11 protein-coding genes are annotated in these 16,641 nt (G+C 63.1%); 8 read left to right on the top strand and 3 right to left on the bottom strand.

Annotated features, from left to right (window positions below; translation table 11 throughout):
• Positions 1 to 70: 70 nt before the first annotated feature.
• Positions 71 to 2,209, bottom strand: coding sequence for a phage integrase family protein (locus tag BRPE64_RS30480; RefSeq protein ID WP_232519317.1), 2,139 nt, complete (start codon positions 2,207 to 2,209; stop codon positions 71 to 73).
• Between the two features lie 34 nt (positions 2,210 to 2,243).
• Here BRPE64_RS30480 and BRPE64_RS30475 point away from each other — a divergent pair, with 34 nt between their 5' ends.
• From BRPE64_RS30475 to BRPE64_RS30445, 7 genes are all read left to right on the top strand, one after another.
• Positions 2,244 to 3,587: an Nramp family divalent metal transporter gene (locus BRPE64_RS30475; RefSeq protein ID WP_044043644.1), complete on the top strand. Its 1,344-nt coding sequence runs from the start codon at positions 2,244 to 2,246 to the stop codon at positions 3,585 to 3,587.
• Between the two features lie 39 nt (positions 3,588 to 3,626).
• Complete coding sequence (locus tag BRPE64_RS30470) at positions 3,627 to 4,790, top strand: dienelactone hydrolase family protein (RefSeq protein ID WP_044043964.1); 1,164 nt, start codon at positions 3,627 to 3,629, stop codon at positions 4,788 to 4,790.
• A 52-nt stretch (positions 4,791 to 4,842) separates the two neighbouring features.
• Positions 4,843 to 7,185, top strand: coding sequence for a cytochrome P450/oxidoreductase (locus BRPE64_RS30465; protein WP_016348863.1), 2,343 nt, complete (start codon positions 4,843 to 4,845; stop codon positions 7,183 to 7,185).
• Between the two features lie 899 nt (positions 7,186 to 8,084).
• Positions 8,085 to 9,266, top strand: a complete 1,182-nt coding sequence (locus BRPE64_RS30460; RefSeq protein ID WP_044043642.1) for an acetyl-CoA C-acetyltransferase — start codon at positions 8,085 to 8,087, stop codon at positions 9,264 to 9,266.
• Between the two features lie 171 nt (positions 9,267 to 9,437).
• Positions 9,438 to 10,181 (top strand): acetoacetyl-CoA reductase, encoded by a 744-nt coding sequence (gene phbB / locus BRPE64_RS30455; RefSeq protein ID WP_044043641.1) that lies wholly within the window; start codon positions 9,438 to 9,440, stop codon positions 10,179 to 10,181.
• 73 nt (positions 10,182 to 10,254) lie between these two features.
• Positions 10,255 to 10,473: a hypothetical protein gene (locus BRPE64_RS30450; protein WP_016348860.1), complete on the top strand. Its 219-nt coding sequence runs from the start codon at positions 10,255 to 10,257 to the stop codon at positions 10,471 to 10,473.
• Between the two features lie 189 nt (positions 10,474 to 10,662).
• On the top strand, positions 10,663 to 10,995 hold the full coding sequence (locus tag BRPE64_RS30445) for a hypothetical protein (protein WP_051180576.1): 333 nt from the start codon (positions 10,663 to 10,665) through the stop codon (positions 10,993 to 10,995).
• A gap of 66 nt (positions 10,996 to 11,061) precedes the next feature.
• On the opposite strand, the gene BRPE64_RS30440 is transcribed toward BRPE64_RS30445, so the two are convergent.
• Positions 11,062 to 11,382, bottom strand: coding sequence for a hypothetical protein (locus BRPE64_RS30440; RefSeq protein WP_016348858.1), 321 nt, complete (start codon positions 11,380 to 11,382; stop codon positions 11,062 to 11,064).
• 374 nt (positions 11,383 to 11,756) lie between these two features.
• Here BRPE64_RS30440 and BRPE64_RS30435 point away from each other — a divergent pair, with 374 nt between their 5' ends.
• Entirely contained in the window at positions 11,757 to 15,212 is a 3,456-nt protein-coding gene (locus BRPE64_RS30435) for a response regulator (protein WP_016348857.1), read from the top strand.
• Here BRPE64_RS30435 and lpdA read toward each other — a convergent pair.
• Positions 15,209 to 16,621, bottom strand: coding sequence for a dihydrolipoyl dehydrogenase (lpdA, locus tag BRPE64_RS30430; RefSeq protein ID WP_044043962.1), 1,413 nt, complete (start codon positions 16,619 to 16,621; stop codon positions 15,209 to 15,211). The genes BRPE64_RS30435 and lpdA overlap by 4 nt on opposite strands.
• Positions 16,622 to 16,641 lie beyond the last annotated feature (20 nt).

The following is a 16,641-nucleotide window of genomic DNA, read 5'->3' as shown; positions in this document are numbered from 1 at the left end:
TAAACTCTGAAGTACTTGAGCGCCCAGACCGGGCATTTTTACAACGCTCCACGCTTAGGTTTACGCGAAATCAGGACGATTTCGACTTTTCCTGACCCGCCGAAGCGTTCCGAATCAGCCTTTCGACCCCTAAAAAGCGGCTGGCGTCTTCGTTCTGAAGATAAAGAGCGGTCGTCGACAAACCGGCATGGCCGAGTCCCGCGCCAACTTCGCGTAGCGGCGCGCCCTGTGCCAGCGCGTGCATGGAATGAGTGTGGCGCAGCCAGTGCGTGCTCGCCTCGCGAAATTTCCGGCCACTGCCCGGAACGTCTGCATCAAGAGAGGCGGCTGCCCGCAAGAAAATGTCCTTGAAAATCCTGCCGATTCCGTCGGGCGTCACGGGCAGGCCGCCGCGCGCCTGCGCGAGCAGTGGCGTGCTTTCGGCGCATGCGAGCGGACCCGGAAGCCCGCGCAGCGCGAGATTTTCTTCCAGCGTTTCGAGGACGGCCGGCGGCAAGAGCACCGTGCGGCTCGAGCCACGACCGGACTCGACCGTCAGTCGGCACACGGGACCGTCGACGCCACGCAAGCGCCCGAAAGTCAGCGCACCGGTGGTGGCGGCCGCCAGTTCGGCGCGGCGCAAGCCGGTGGCGTAGGCGAGAAGCAGCGCGAGCCGGTCGCGATGCTCGGAAAACGTGTATTCGTCACGCGTAACCGACTCCAGCACCTTGTGCCACTGGGGCAGATCGAGCGTTCGGTCGGCTGAATCGAAGACGGGCGGCGTCGCCGCGCGTGCGACTCCGGCGAACGGATTCGTCGCCAGATAGCATTGGGCGACGAGCCATTCGCACAGGGCGCTCAGGATAGAGCGCGCGCTTTCCCGGCTGCGGTCGGAGAGGGCACCCGCAAAAGGCCGCCAGTCCGACAAATGACGCTCACCGCGACGCGCCGAAACCCACCGTGTCGCTGGCTGCGGGTTGGGCAAAAACGTGTCGATGTACTCCGCGCATTCGTCCCGATCGAGCGAAGACAAGGGCTTTTCCTTTTCGAGCAACGCCCAGAGCAACAGGCGCTCGGCCTCACGCCGATAAGCCCGGCGCGTGTGTTCGCTCGCCGAGCGCGCATCGAGCCAGGCGAAAATGGCGCGAATGTCGTTGTCGAAGTGTGCGCCCGTCGCGCGATTAGAGCCCGTCGATCCGTCGAGCGGCGCCGGCACGCGCAGGGCCTCGAGCGGAGCAACGACAACGGCGTCGCCACCGGCGATTTCCGTCGCGCGCGCGAGCGTTGCATGTTCCGGCCCCCATTGTCTGCGCGGCAGAAGATGGAGCGGGGAGGGCGCATACGCCAAGGCCTGAGCATGGAATTGAAGCCAGTCGGCGATGCGCTGCGCACCTTTTGGCCCGAGCCGCGGCACCGCCGTGTACCAGCGATGACGCCGCCTTTCGATCAGCCCGACGATATCGGCGATGGTCGCCAGTCCCGCCGCGTTCAGCCGCGCGGCGACCGCCGGCTCGAACCATCCGTCGATCGGATGATCCGGCTTAGGATCCTGCGCCAGGCTGGCTTCCATGCGCGCCAGCGCTTCGGCCTGGCGGCGGCGCAGTCGGACGTTGCGCGCGGCGCGGCGATCGGCCGCGGGCGATGTGTCCGGCGGATACGCGTCTTCATACAGCGCGAGCAGTTCGGATTCGCCGTAGACGCCATCGGGATCGACGCGCTCGCGAAAATCGTCGAGCGTCGGCGCGGCTGCGACCGGCGGTGGCTCGAACAGCGGAATGCTGCCGGGTCGCAGACGCAGCAGATGCGCTGCCTCGATATCGCGAGCACGCCGGGCCAGCACGGAAAGCGTGTCGCGCAGTGCTTCGATCAGGCGCTTCGTCGCGCGCACGTCCGTGCTGCCGTCTCCGTACGAGGCGTGCAGCTGCACCTCCGATACGCCGTCGAGATAACCGCGATACAGTGCAAAATGCTGGCGCGTGAGACGGCTCGGCGCGTGTGAGACGCCTGCTGCTATGGCCGTGAGTTGCCCCACGCGTGTTGTGACGCTACTCATTTTCCCTTTTTTATCAGACTCTTGCGCGAAGGTTATCAACCACCTTCGAATTTGACAAGGAAAATCGCTACACCTGATAAGTGTAATTATCAGCGGTTGTTCTCTGGCTGAGACGACGCAGCCAGCCGATTTCCGTGCGCTTGAATGTTCATCCAGCCCGGCGCATATTTCCAGCACGCGCCAACCCGGTAACCGCAGGAGAGACGAGCCGATGCTTGATCCTGTACGCCACGCTTCGAAACCGCCCGAGGACGACGAGCCCTTCCGTCCGAGCCTGCCTGAGGTGTATGCATCGGTGAAGGTGCCGGAAAGCGGCCGATGGTTCCTGCGCTTCCTTGCGTTTGCCGGACCGGGCTACATGATCTCCGTCGGCTACATGGACCCGGGCAACTGGGCGACGGACATCGCAGGCGGCTCGCGCTTCGGCTACACGCTGCTTGCGGTCATCCTGCTGTCGAACCTGATGGCCATTTTGCTGCAGGCGCTGGCCGTGCGCCTGGGCGTCGCGACCGGCCGCGATCTTGCGCAGGCGTGCCGCGAACACTATTCGAAACCGGTGAATTTTGCGCTGTGGCTCGCGTGCGAGGCGGCGATCGTCGCGTGCGATCTGGCCGAAGTGATCGGCACCGCCATCGCGCTGCAACTGCTGTTCGGCATTCCGCTGATCGCGGGCGCGCTCCTCACCGCGCTCGACGCGTTCCTCCTGCTCCTCCTGATCAACAAGGGCTTCCGCTTGCTGGAAGCGTTTGTGATCGCGCTTCTGGTCGTGATCGCCGGTTGCTTTGCGCTGCAGATCGCCGCGGCCGCGCCGCCCATCGCCGAAGTGTTGCGCGGCTTCGTGCCGTCGACGCGCATCGTCACGAACCCGGAGATGCTGTATGTCGCGATCGGCATCCTCGGCGCGACGGTCATGCCGCACAACCTTTATCTGCACTCGTCGGTCGTGCAAACGCGCGCGTACGGCCGCTCCGTCGAGGCCCGGCGCGACGCGATCCGCTGGGCGACGCTCGACAGCACCATCGCGCTGACGCTCGCGCTCTTCGTCAACGCGGCGATTCTGATCGTCGCCGCCGCGGTGTTTCATGCGAACGGCCACGAAGATGTCGCGGAAATCGGCGATGCCTTCCGTTTGTTGTCGCCGCTTCTGGGTTTCGGCATCGCGTCGACGCTGTTCGCCGTGGCGCTGCTCGCCTCCGGCCTGAACTCGACCGTCACCGCGACGCTCGCCGGCCAGATCGTGATGGAAGGCTTTCTGCGGCTGCGCATTCCGAACTGGGCGCGCCGCCTCATCACGCGCGGCATCGCGATCGTGCCCGTGATCGTCGTCACCGCGCTTTACGGCGAAAAGGGCACGGCGCAATTGCTCGTGCTGAGTCAGGTGATTCTGTCGATGCAACTGCCGTTCGCCGTCATTCCGCTCGTGCGCTTCGTGTCGGACCGCCGCAAAATGGGCGTCTTCGTCATCTCGCGCTGGACGGCGGCGCTCGCGTGGTTCGTTGCGGCCGTGATCGTCGTGCTGAACGTCAAGCTGCTGGCCGACACGCTGTTTTCGTGAGCGCGGGCGAATTCGCCTATCTATATGGAGACGCAGACAATGAGCGGCACGTTCATCGACATCACGCTTCGCGACGGCACGAACCTTCCCGGCTACGTGACGAATCCCGAAAAGGGATCGGGGCCGGGACTCGTTTTGCTGCACGACGCGGCCGGCCTCGATGACTTCATCCAGCGCACCGCGGACCTGCTCGCCGAAGAAGGGTATGTCGTGCTCGCCCCGCGGCTTCCCGCGCACGATCCGAAGCCCGGCGGCATGGCCGCTGAAAATTTCGCCGCGCTCGTCGACGGTCTGCGCGCATTGCCGCAGCACGCGGGCAAGATCGGCGTGGTCGGTTTCGGACGCGGCGGCCGGCTTGCGACGCGCATCGCCGCGCAGGCGGATGTCGATTGCGCGGCCTGTTACTACGCCGACGACTTCGCAGACTGTCTCGCCGATATCCCGACGATCCGCTGCCCGATCGCGTTTCACTTCGCCGAAGTCGGCGCGCACGATCAGCCTGACAGTGCCGCGGAGTTTGCGAACAAGCCGCACATTGAACGCTACGTGTATCCGGGTTGCGCGCCCGGTTTCGCGGATCCCGCGAGCGCGCATTACGACAAGCCCGCCGCGCTGATGGCCTATTCGCGCACGCTGGCGTTATTGCGCCGGGTGATGGGCCCGCACTTCGATCTCAATCACTTGTGGGAGCAGCACTGCTACTACGAGTTCGCGACACGCGACGTCGATTCCGTGATGACGACGATGGTCGCCGAACCCTACGTGAACCACGTCCCGACAATGACGGGCGGCGTCGGTCACGATCAGTTGAAGCGCTTCTACAAGTATCACTTCGTCCACTCGAACCCGGCGGATACGAAGCTGATTCCGGTGTCGCGTACGATCGGCGCGGACCGCGTCGTCGACGAGTTCGTGTTCTGCGCGACGCACGATCGCGAAATCGACTGGCTGCTGCCCGGTCTCGCGCCGACCGGCCGTTACTTCGAAGTGCCGATGCTCGCGGTGATCCGCTTTCGCGGCGACAAGCTCTACAACGAGCATATTTACTGGGATCAGGCGTCGGTGCTCGTGCAGATCGGCGTGCTGAATCCGCAAGGGCTGCCGGTCGCGGGACGGCAGACGGCCCAAAAGCTGATCGACGAAACGCTGCCGAGCAACGCGCTCATGCCCAACTGGGCATCCAGCGAGGGCAAGCCGATTTAGCGCGCCGCGCCATTGCATACTACGGCCACGAAAAAAAAATCCGGAGACCACGATGACCGACGCAGCCGGCGAAAACCGCGCACCGCAATGCCCTTTTCACGATGTCGCCGGCGCGCAGGCGCTCGCCCCGAACGGCTGCCCGGTGAGTGCGCGCGCCGCCGAGTTCGATCCCTTCGGCGACGGCTACAGCCAGGACCCGCCCGAATACGTGCGTTGGGCGCGCGAACAGGAGCCGGTGTTCTGGAGCCCGCAACTCGGCTACTGGGTCGTCACGCGCTACGACGACATCAAGGCGATCTTTCGCGACAACCTGACGTTCAGCCCGTCGATCGCATTAGAGAAGATCACGCCGACGGGCCCCGAGGCGAACGCGGTGCTCGCGTCCTACGGCTTCGCGCTGAATCGCACGCTCGTGAACGAGGACGAGCCCGCGCACATGCCGCGCCGGCGCGCGCTGATGGATCCGTTCACGCCCGAGGCGCTCGCGCATCACGAACCGATGGTGCGGGCGCTCGCGCGCGAATACGTCGATCGCTTCATCGATGACGGCCGCGCCGATCTCGTCGATCAAATGTTGTGGGAAGTGCCGCTCACCGTTGCGTTGCATTTTCTCGGCGTGCCCGAAGAAGACATGGACACGTTGCGCCTTTACTCCATCGCACATACGGTCAACACGTGGGGACGGCCGAAGCCCGAAGAGCAGGTCGAAGTCGCGCACGCGGTCGGCAAGTTCTGGCAGTTCGCGGGCAAGGTGCTCGACAAGATGCGCGAAGATCCGTCCGGCGCCGGCTGGATGCAATACGGCATCCGCAAGCAGAAGGACATGCCGGAGGTCGTGACCGACTCGTATCTGCATTCGATGATGATGGCGGGCATCGTCGCCGCGCACGAAACCACGGCCAACGCCACCGCGAATGCACTCAAGCTGCTGCTGCAACACCCGGAGGCGTGGCGCGACATCTGCGAGGACCCGAGCCTGATTCCGAACGCCGTCGAAGAATGTCTGCGCCACAACGGCTCGGTCGCGGCGTGGCGGCGGCTCGCGACGAAGGACGTGACGATCGGCGGCATTCGCGTTGCGGCGGGCTCGAAGCTGTTGATCGTCACGTCGTCGGCGAATCACGATCAGCATCAGTTCGCCGATGCCGATCTCTTCGATATCCGCCGCGAAAACGCCAGCGATCAGCTCACGTTCGGCTACGGTGCGCATCAGTGCATGGGCAAGAATCTCGCGCGCATGGAGATGCAAATTTTCCTCGACGAGCTCACTCGCCGCCTGCCGCACATGCGGCTTGCCGAGCAGCGCTTCACGTATGTGCCGAACACGTCGTTTCGCGGGCCGGAGCATCTGTATGTGGAATGGGATCCGGCAGCGAACCCCGAGCGCGCCGATCCGTCCGTGCGCGAGCCGCGCGCGGTGGTGCGCATCGGCGAGCCGTCGTCGCATGCGGCGAGCCGCGCGGTGACGGTCGCATCGGTCGAGGCGTGCGCGGATCGCATCGTGCGCGTGCGGCTCGTGCCGGCCGACGGCCGCGCGCTGCCGCGCTGGACGGCGGGCTCCCATGTCGATGTCGTCTGCGGCGACTCCGGCATCTCGCGCCAGTATTCGCTCTGCGGCGATCCCGCCGACGCCGGCGCCCTCGAAATCGCAGTGCTGCGTGAAACCGCGAGCCGCGGCGGCTCGGCCTGGGTCCACGAGAACGTCAAACCCGGCGCGCAATGGCACATTCGCGGGCCGCGCAATCACTTTCGTCTCGACGAGACCGCGAAGAGACTCGTGCTGATTGCCGGCGGCATCGGCATCACGCCGATCAGCGCGATGGCGCGTCGGGCTCGCGCGCTCGGCATCGACTACGCAGTGCATTACAGCGGCCGCGCGCGCACCTCGATGGCCTTGCTCGACGAACTGCGCGCGCTGCACGGCGAGCGCCTGTTCACCTACATATCCGATGAAGGCGCGCGCAACGACTTCGCGGCGCTCGACGTCAACGAAGACACGCAGGTCTACGCATGCGGACCCGCGCGCATGCTCGATGCGCTGACTCAGGCAAGCGCGCGCTGGCCCGAAGACGCGCTGAAGATCGAGCATTTCGAATCGAAGCTCGGCACGCTTGACCCATCGAAGGAACATGCCTTCGACGTCGAACTAAAGGATTCGGGACTCGTACTGACCGTTCCCGCCGATCAGACGCTGCTCACGACGCTCCGGCGCGCGAACATCGACGTGCAGAGCGATTGCGAGGAAGGACTGTGCGGCTCGTGCGAAGTGCGCGTGCTCGACGGCGAAATCGACCACCGCGATGTCGTGCTGACCAAGGGCGAACGCCAGTCGAACGGTCGCATGATGGCGTGCTGTTCGCGTGCGAAAGGCAAGCGCCTCGTTCTGGCGCTTTGACGATGGGCGGTATCACTCGCGACACCGCGAGCGCTGTTCTTAATCGACGGCATTATCTTGCGGCAAACGCCACGCTTTTATTTTTCGGGCTTTCATTCAAGCGTCATATATCAGCGATATTGCGACTTATTAGGCGCGTTTAGATCGTCTGGTTATACGGACTAGTTAATTTGTATATATAACATCTGGTAATGGCATATATATGTGATCACAGTCCGAAGTTAAATCGATAGTTTTCATTTGTCTTACGTATTTACCCTTGCTTACGGGCAGCTTTCCTTCTCAAAATGCAATATTCGTCGTCATATAGGATGATTATTGAACGCACGTTCGCCGATTAGCCGAATATTTAGCATCTTCGTTGCGGGACTTTTTACTTGAGTAAGGGTTTATACCTAGTAATATGAAATTTTTTACGCATGTTTTCCGTTTAGAATATTCCTAAATTTGGTGCGTCGCACAAGCACGCACGATCTAATAACTTCCAGAATACTCACCGCCAATCAGCGCGATTTTTCGCGAGGGTGCGTCACGTTTGCGTGATTCATCGGCGGCAGGTCAAAGAGAAGGCCGGTGCTTAACCTGAGAGATTTCATTAAAGGCCCATATAAATGGACCACGCTGCACGCTTTGAGATTGCCGCATCCCGTTCGGGATTTTTTCTGCGGAACGCGCAACGGCTCACGGGCCAGGTCGTTCCTTAACAAGCGCGACGCACGTCGTGGTCGCACTCATGCATCGACGGTCGAACTTCGTTCCGTACCCGACGATGCGCACAATCCGCCCGGGTTCGATCCGAACTCACCCAGTCCATGCCCATGGACGCGATTTCCGCGTCGCGCGCGCTTTTTCCGCGGCCGGATTCCGCTCACGTTTTCGCTGTTTGACAAGGATAGAAAATGACTGACGTAGTGATCGTATCGGCCGCGCGCACGGCGGTAGGCAAATTCGGCGGCTCGCTCGCGAAAATCGCGGCGCCGGAACTGGGCGCGACGGTGATCCGCGCCGTGCTGGAGCGCGCAGGCGTAAAGCCGGATCAGGTGAGCGAAGTGATCCTGGGCCAGGTGCTCGCGGCAGGTTCGGGCCAGAACCCGGCGCGCCAGTCGCTGATCAAGGCAGGGCTGCCCGACATGGTGCCCGGCATGACGATCAACAAGGTCTGCGGCTCGGGCCTGAAGGCGGTGATGCTGGCGGCCAACGCGATCATCGCGGGCGATGCGGAGATCGTGATCGCAGGCGGTCAGGAAAACATGAGCGCGGCGCCGCACGTACTGCCGGGTTCGCGCGACGGCTTTCGCATGGGCGACGCCAAGCTGATCGACTCGATGATCGTCGACGGTCTGTGGGACGTCTATAACAACTACCACATGGGCACGACGGCGGAAAACGTCGCGAGGGAATTCGGCATCACGCGCGAGCAGCAGGACGCGTTCGCGGCGCTGTCGCAGAACAAGGCCGAGCGCGCGCAAAAAGAAGGCCGCTTCAACGACGAAATCGTGCCGGTCTCGATCCCGCAACGCAAAGGCGAGCCGCTGCAATTCGCCACCGATGAATTCGTGCGCCACGGCGTAACGGCCGAAGCGCTTTCATCGTTGAAACCGGCGTTCTCGAAGGAAGGCACGGTGACGGCGGCGAACGCTTCGGGCATCAACGATGGCGCAGCCGCCGTGGTCGTCATGTCGGCGAAGAAGGCCGAGGCGCTGGGTCTCACGCCGCTCGCGCGCATCAAGGCGTACGCGAACGCAGGCGTCGATCCGAAGATCATGGGCATGGGTCCGGTGCCGGCATCGAAGCGCTGTCTGGAGCGCGCGGGCTGGAGCGTGAACGATCTCGATCTGATGGAGATCAACGAGGCATTCGCCGCGCAGGCGCTGGCGGTGCACAAGCAAATGGGCTGGGATCAGTCGAAGATCAACGTGAACGGCGGGGCGATTGCGATCGGTCATCCGATCGGCGCATCGGGCTGCCGGATTCTCGTCACGCTGCTGCACGAAATGCAGAAGCGCGATGCGAAAAAGGGTCTGGCGTCGCTGTGTATCGGCGGCGGCATGGGCGTGGCGCTGGCGCTGGAGCGCCCGTAACGTTCAGAAGTCACGTAGTAGCTGCAACGAGCAAAAAACACCGGCGCCGCGCGGATGCGGACCGACGCAACGATCGACAACTACAAGCGTCGCGCATCGAGGTAACGGAACGGCGCCGGTGTCATTCCGAGTTTCATCAACCTGAGAGAACAGTTTTCGAGGAGCATCAGTATGACTAAGCGAATCGCAGTGGTGACGGGCGGCATGGGCGGCCTAGGCGAAGCCATCAGCATCAAGCTTCACGACGCAGGATTTGCGGTTGTCGTGACGCATTCCCCGGGCAACGCAACGGTGAGCGAGTGGCTCGCGAGCATGGACCGCCAGGGCCGCAACTTTCGCGCGTACCCGGTTGATGTCGCCGATTACGATTCCGCGCAGCACTGCGTGGCGAAGATCCAGGCCGAAGTCGGCCCGATCGACATCCTCGTGAACAATGCGGGCATCACGAAAGACACGACCTTCAAGAAGATGACCAAGGTCAATTGGGACGACGTGCTGCGCACCAATCTCGATTCGGTCTTCAACATGACGAAGCCGGTGTGCGAAGAAATGGTGTCGCGCGGCTGGGGCCGCATCATCAATATTTCGTCGGTGAACGGTTCGAAAGGGCAGATCGGTCAGACGAACTATGCCGCCGCGAAGGCGGGCATGCACGGCTTCACGAAGTCGCTCGCGCTCGAAGTGGCGAAGAAGGGCGTGACCGTCAACACGATCTCGCCGGGCTATCTCGCGACCAAGATGGTGACCGCGATTCCGCAGGAAATTCTCGACACGAAGATCATTCCGCAGATTCCGGCCGGCCGTCTCGGCAGGCCTGAAGAAGTCGCGGCGCTCGTCGCGTTCCTGTGTTCGGAAGACGCGGGCTTCGTGACCGGCTCGAACATCGCCATCAACGGCGGCCAGCACATGAGCTGATGCCGTCGAACGGCGCGCGCCCGGCGCGCGCTGTTTTCTCATTCGACCCATCCGCTTCCCGGCGTATCGCGCGATGATCCACTATCACGCAGCAGCACCTCAATACAGCATCGGCCACCTCGACTCGGCCATCGAGCATCTCGAACAGGTGCTGAGCCTCGAAGGCGCGAATTCGCTCTTTTCGAAGACGTATTGGCGCGGCCGCGTCGTGCAGGCGCTCGCCACGCCCGGCCTCGCGCCTTGCCAGCATTCGCGCCTGCAGCGTCTGCTGGAACGCATCGCCCAGTCGTGATGCAAACGCAAACGCAAACGCGGGAACAGTCGAAAGCCTGAGCGGTCAATCGTGAAAAGGCGCGCGGCCAACGCTGCGCGACCGCTTTCCGGAACCCGATGGCACGGCGCCTTCCCTGCCGTCCGTGAAAAATTTCTCAGGCGCTTGTACTATTCGGGCCGTATCTCGAAATTCACGGTTCAGAAGCGTATGTTCGATTCCCTCAGATCAATACTTTCGACGCGACGCGCGCTTGGCGCGATTGCGTTGTCGTTCCTGCTCGCCGCATGCGGCACGACGAGCGATGTCACCGTCGGCGCACAGCCGGACACCTTCACCGTAACCGGCAAGGCGACCGGCACACGCATGTCGTGGGTCACCGCGCGCAATGCCGCGATGGACGCCGCCAACGACTATTGCAAGCAGCGCTCGCAGCGTGCCGCGGTCAGGTCGGAAGCGACGAGCGGCGTGCGCTCGCTGGAAGAGCAGACGTCCACCGTTTCGTTCACGTGCGTGCCGGAGCGCGCGACCGCGCGCGGATAAAGACGGCATCGCCGCTTCGATCGACCAAAGCAACCGAAGCAACCGAAGCGGCGTCACGCAAAAAGCCTACTTGCTCGCGCCTTGCCCGATGCCGGCTTTCTTCTGCGCGTTCTGGATGTCCTGCGGATAAGTGGCGTCGTCACGCTTTGCCGGATCGTAGCCCGCTGCCTCGAGCTTCTTGAGTTCGGCGTTCTTCTTCGCGCGCGCCTGCTTGCGCTCGGCCTTCTGCGCCGCCTTCTTTTCGGCCTTGCTCGTGGGTGCGGCTTGTGTCGTGCCGTTGGCGGTTGCGCCCGCGCTGTCCTGTGCATTCGCCAATGGCGCAACAGACGCGCCGAATGCCGTCACCATCAAGGAAACTGCGAGTCTCTTGCCAAGCGTTGCTTTCATATCCTCTCCACAGATCAGTTGAATGTCGTGCGGCCGAGACCGGCCGCCGAGGTCGGTTACAAGCAACCAGCAATCACTTCCCGGCCGATGACGCATTCCTCGTGGCCGGCGCGGCATGCGTGCCGCGCGTCCATTGTAAGGCGCAGCGCGCATTCGTTCAGCGGAGCGAAAGTATCTGAACGTCCGTGCCGTAAAGCGATACAGTGCTACCCTTCGCGAGCACATCCGACGTCCGCCGTGCGTGGGCAAAGCGGTTATGATGCGCACCGGCTGCATCGCAAAAAATAATCACAAACCAGCGGGACTGCGCCTTTGCGCGGGCTCAATCGAGACCCGGCCCGGCGCGCACTTCTCACGCTTATTCGGAGCTGTCTATGCCCTTGCAGTCCGGTGTCGACGAGGCCAGCTTTCGTCGCATTCTCTTTCGCAACATCGCGCTGCCGCTCGGCACGGGCGTCGTCACGGCGGTCGCGTTCGTCGCGCTCGTGCTGTATCTGCTTTCGGGAATCAACTGGGTCGAGCATTCGGAGCGCGTAATCGGCAACGCGCAGGAGATCGGGCGGCTCGTCAGCGAGAAGGAAAGCGCGATTCGCGGCTTCCTGATCACCGGCGACGAAGCCTTCCTCGCGCCCTTCGATACCGCGAAGCCGAAGCTCTCCGCCGATATCGACACGCTCGCCGAACTCGTCAAGGACAACGCGCCGCAAGTGGATCGCCTGATCCGCATCCGTGCGCTGCAGGCGCAATGGGACAAGGTCGCCGACAATCTGCTGGATGCGCGCCGCAACGGTCATGATGCCGCCGAGCTCGTGCGCGCGGGCCGCGGTGGACCGGAGCGCGCCGAAACCGAGCGCGAACTGGCCGCGTTCCTCAACATCGAGCAGACGCTGCGGCTCGAGCGCGTGGAATCGGCGACGCGGCTGACGACCATCATCGTCGTGGTGTTTCTGGTCCTGAGTCTCACGCTTTCGGTGACGCTCGCCGTGTTCGGCCGTCGCGAGTTGATGGGCCTGTCCGGCGCATTTGGCGCCGCGATTGACGAACAGGAACGGCAGACGCGCGCGCTGCAGGAGCAGGCGTGGCTGCGCGAAGGGCAGACGCAACTCGCCGAGCGCGTGATCGGCCGGCAATCGCTTGATCAGCTGTGCCAGACCATCCTCGATTTCCTCTCCGATTACCTGAAGGTTTCGCTCGGCGCGTTCTACGTGCGCGACACCGATGGCGCATTGAAGCGCACCGCGAGCTTCGGCTTCGATCCGGCGGGCGCGACCGTTCCGGATTCGCTCGCGGGCGTGAAGAGCCTCGTCGGGCAGGCGGTGCATGCGCGCAAGCTGACGAGCGTGAACGCCGTGCCGTCGGACTATTGGAAGGTGACGTCCGCGCTCGGCGCAAGCGCGCCCGCAAGTCTCGTCATCGTGCCGATCGAAAACGAAGGCCAGACGAACGGCGCGATCGAACTCGGCGCCATGCACACGCTCACAGACCGCGATCAGCAGTTTTTGAGCGCGGTGTCGGGCAATATCGGCGATTTCGTCGAGGCGGCGCAGTATCGCGAGCGCCTGCAACGTGTGCTCGACGAGACGCAGCAACTGAACGAAGAGTTGCAGATGCAGCAGGAAGAACTGCGCACGACCAACGAGGAACTGGAGCAGCAGACCACGGCGCTCTCGCAGGCGCAGGCTTATCTCGCGAATCAGAAGTCGGAACTCGAACAGACGAACGACCAGCTCGCCGAACAGGCGCGTGTGCTCGACGAGCGCAACGCCGCGCTCAACAGCGCGCAGGGCGAACTCGAACAGCGCGCAGATGCGTTGCAGCGCGCGAGCCGCTACAAGTCGGAGTTTCTGGCGAACATGTCGCACGAGTTGCGCACGCCGCTGAACAGCTCGTTGATCCTCGCGAAGCTGCTGTCCGAAAACAAGCACGGCAATCTCACGGTCGATCAGGTCAAGTACGCGCAGACCATCTATTCGGCGGGCAACGACCTGCTCAACCTGATCAACGACATCCTCGATCTTTCGAAGGTCGAAGCGGGCAAGCTCGATCTGCATATCGAGGACGTGCCCTTGCAGCGGATCATGGATTCGCTCGCGCGCACGTTCGAGCCGCTCGCGCGACAGAAAAAGCTCCGCCTCGATATCCGCAACGAGATCGACGAATACCCGAGTCTCACGACCGATTTCCGTCGGCTCGAACAGATCCTGAAGAACCTGCTGTCGAACGCGGTCAAGTTCACGGATGCGGGTGCGGTCACGCTCACGCTCAAATGCGCGGGCGAGGGCGCGGTGCAGTTCGTCGTGACCGATACGGGCATCGGCATCGCGCCGGACCAGCAGGCCGCGATCTTCGAGGCGTTCCAGCAAGCCGACGGCACCACGAGCCGTCACTACGGCGGCACGGGTCTCGGCTTGTCGATCTCGCGCAGCCTCGCGCATCTGCTCGGCGGCGAGATCGCGCTGCGCAGCACGCAGGGCGCGGGCAGTACCTTCACGCTGACGATGCCCGCCGTCTACGATCCGGAATCGTCGTTGGCCGCGTTGCCTGCGGCGAACATCGAGGCGTCAGCACCGATCGTCGTAGATGAAAAGCCGGCGGAAAAGATCGAAGTCATCCACGTGATCGACGACGATCGCGACGACACCACGACCGGCCGCCGCCTCGTGCTCGTGATCGAAGACGAACCGGCCTTCGCGCAAGTGCTGCTCGATCAGGCGCACGAGCTGAACTATCGCTGCATCGTGAGCGGCACGGCGAGCGAGGCGCAAAAGCTCGCGCAAGAACGCGCGCCGAACGCGATCCTGCTCGATATCGGCCTGCCGGACCGCTCAGGGCTCGTGCTGCTGCAGGAACTGAAGGCGAACCCGAAGACGCGGCACATTCCAGTGCATGTCGTGTCGGCGTCGGACCGCAGCGACGCAGCACTGCATCTGGGCGCGATCGGCTACGCGGTCAAGCCGACCACGCGCGAGCAACTGATGTCGATCTTCCAGCGTCTCGAAGAAAAGAGCAGCCAGAAGATCAAGCGCGTGCTGCTGGTGGAAGACGACGCGCGCCAGCGTCAGAGCATCGTCGAGCTGATCAGCGACACGGACGTGGAGATCACGCCGGTCGAGTTTGGCCGCGACGCGCTCGAATTGCTGAAGACGACGATCTTCGATTGCATGATCATCGACCTGAAGCTGCCCGACATGCAGGGCGGCGACCTGTTGCGCCGGATGGCCGGCATCGACACCTATTCGTTTCCGCCGGTGATCGTCTACACGGGCCGCACGCTCACGCATGAAGAGGAAGCGGAACTGATGCGTTACTCGCAGTCGATCATCATCAAGGGCGCGCGCTCGCCGGAGCGTCTGCTCGATGAAGTGACGCTGTTTCTGCACAAGGTCGAGACCGATTTGTCCGCCGACCGTCAGGCGATGCTGCACGTTTCGCGCGCCCGCGACCGCGTGCTCGACGGCCGCCGCGTGCTGCTTGTCGATGACGACATCCGCAACATCTTCTCGCTATCGAGTGCGCTGGAGCATCAGGGGCTGAAGGTGGAGATCGGCCGCAACGGCTTCGAGGCGATCGAAACGCTCGACAAGAATCCGGACATCGACATCGTGCTGATGGACGTGATGATGCCCGGCATGGACGGACTCGAAGCGACGCGGCGCATCCGCGAGGACGCGCGCTTTCGCAAGCTGCCGGTCATCGCGATCACGGCGAAGGCGATGAAGGACGATCAGGAACAATGTCTCGCGGCGGGCGCGAGCGATTATCTGGCGAAGCCGATCGACATCGACCGGCTTTACTCGCTATTGCGGGTGTGGATGCCGAGGCGGGTTTAAATATTCAACGCGCGCTTGTCCACGGCAAGCGCCGCCTCCCGCATCACTTCCGAAAGCGACGGATGCGGATGGCAAATCCGCCCGATATCCTCCGACGCCGCCTTGAACTCCATCGCGACCACGGCTTCCGCGATCAGATCCGACGCGTTCGCCGAGATGATGTGCACGCCGAGAATCTCGTCGGTTTTCGCGTCGGCGATTACCTTGATGAAGCCGTCCGTCTCGCCCATGCCCATCGCGCGGCCGTTCGCGAGCATCGGAAACTGGCCGGCCTTGATCTCGCGGCCTTCGGCCTTCAGTGCCTGCTCCGTCTGCCCGACCCACGCGATTTCCGGGTGCGTGTAGATCACCCACGGAATGCAGTTGTAGTCGATGTGCGGCTTCTGCCCGTCGATGATTTCCGCCACCAGCACGCCTTCGTCCTCCGCCTTGTGCGCGAGCATCGGGCCGCGCACGACATCGCCGATCGCATAGACGTTCGGGACTTTTGTCGCGCAATGACCGTCGACGGGAATGAAGCCGCGCTCGTCCGCTGCCAGGCCGATGGAATCGAGCCCGAGATCGTCCGTGTTCGGCACGCGGCCGATCGACACGATCAGGCGGTCCGCGTCCAGCGTCTGCGCGTTGCCGTCCTTGTCCTTATAGGAAATCGAAACGCTCGAATCCGTGGTCTTCACGCCGTCGATTTTCACGCCGAGATGGATCGTCAAACCCTGTTTCTTGAAGAGCTTCGCGGCTTCCTTTTGCAGCGCGGCGTCGGTCGTGCCGAGGAATTCGGGCAGCGCTTCGAGGATCGTCACTTCCGCGCCGAGCCTGCGCCACACCGAACCCAACTCCAGCCCGATCACGCCGGCGCCGATCACGGCGAGCTTCTTCGGTACGGCATCGAAAGCGAGCGCGCCTTCGTTGTCGGAGACGATTCTGTTGTCGACCGGCACGTTCGGCAGATGCCGCGCTTTCGAGCCCGTCGCGATGATCACGTGTTGCGCGGTGTGGCTTTCGGTCTTGCCGTCGCCGCTCACGTCGATCTTGAAATTGCCGCCGGCCTTGCCCGTGAGCTTGCCGTGACCCTTGAGCCAGGTGATCTTGTTCTTGCGAAACAGAAATTCGACGCCGCCCGTGATCTTCTCGACGATCGCTTCCTTGCGCCCGACCATCTTGCCGATATCGACCGAAAGATTGTCCATGCCGATGCCGTGATCGACAAAATGCAGCTTGGCGCTTTCGAATTTCTCCGACGACGCGAGCAGCGCCTTCGACGGAATACAGCCGACATTCAGACACGTGCCGCCGAGTTTCGGCTTGCCGGCCGGGTTGATCCATTCCTCGACGCACGCGACCTTCCTGCCGAGTTGCGCGGCACGGATCGCGGCGATATAGCCGCCGGGGCCGGAGCCGATCACGATCACATCGAAGTCGGCTTTTTCGG

Origin of the sequence: Caballeronia insecticola, from assembly GCF_000402035.1 — a bacterium.
Classification (GTDB): Bacteria; Pseudomonadota; Gammaproteobacteria; order Burkholderiales; family Burkholderiaceae; genus Caballeronia; species Caballeronia insecticola.
Note: the sequence above shows the minus strand (reverse complement) of the source record. Positions and strands in the feature narration are given on the sequence as shown.

What these genes read in the sequence shown, in the direction of transcription:
- BRPE64_RS30465 (WP_016348863.1), top strand. Translation starts at nt 4,843, where the DNA reads ATGACCGACGCAGCCGGCGAAAACCGCGCACCGCAATGCCCTTTTCAC.
- BRPE64_RS30460 (WP_044043642.1), top strand. Translation starts at nt 8,085, where the DNA reads ATGACTGACGTAGTGATCGTATCGGCCGCGCGCACGGCGGTAGGCAAA.
- BRPE64_RS30470 (WP_044043964.1), top strand. Translation starts at nt 3,627, where the DNA reads ATGAGCGGCACGTTCATCGACATCACGCTTCGCGACGGCACGAACCTT.
- BRPE64_RS30475 (WP_044043644.1), top strand. Translation starts at nt 2,244, where the DNA reads ATGCTTGATCCTGTACGCCACGCTTCGAAACCGCCCGAGGACGACGAG.
- phbB (WP_044043641.1), top strand. Translation starts at nt 9,438, where the DNA reads ATGACTAAGCGAATCGCAGTGGTGACGGGCGGCATGGGCGGCCTAGGC.
- BRPE64_RS30435 (WP_016348857.1), top strand. Translation starts at nt 11,757, where the DNA reads ATGCCCTTGCAGTCCGGTGTCGACGAGGCCAGCTTTCGTCGCATTCTC.
- BRPE64_RS30440 (WP_016348858.1), bottom strand. Translation starts at nt 11,382, where the DNA reads ATGAAAGCAACGCTTGGCAAGAGACTCGCAGTTTCCTTGATGGTGACG.
- BRPE64_RS30450 (WP_016348860.1), top strand. Translation starts at nt 10,255, where the DNA reads ATGATCCACTATCACGCAGCAGCACCTCAATACAGCATCGGCCACCTC.
- BRPE64_RS30445 (WP_051180576.1), top strand. Translation starts at nt 10,663, where the DNA reads ATGTTCGATTCCCTCAGATCAATACTTTCGACGCGACGCGCGCTTGGC.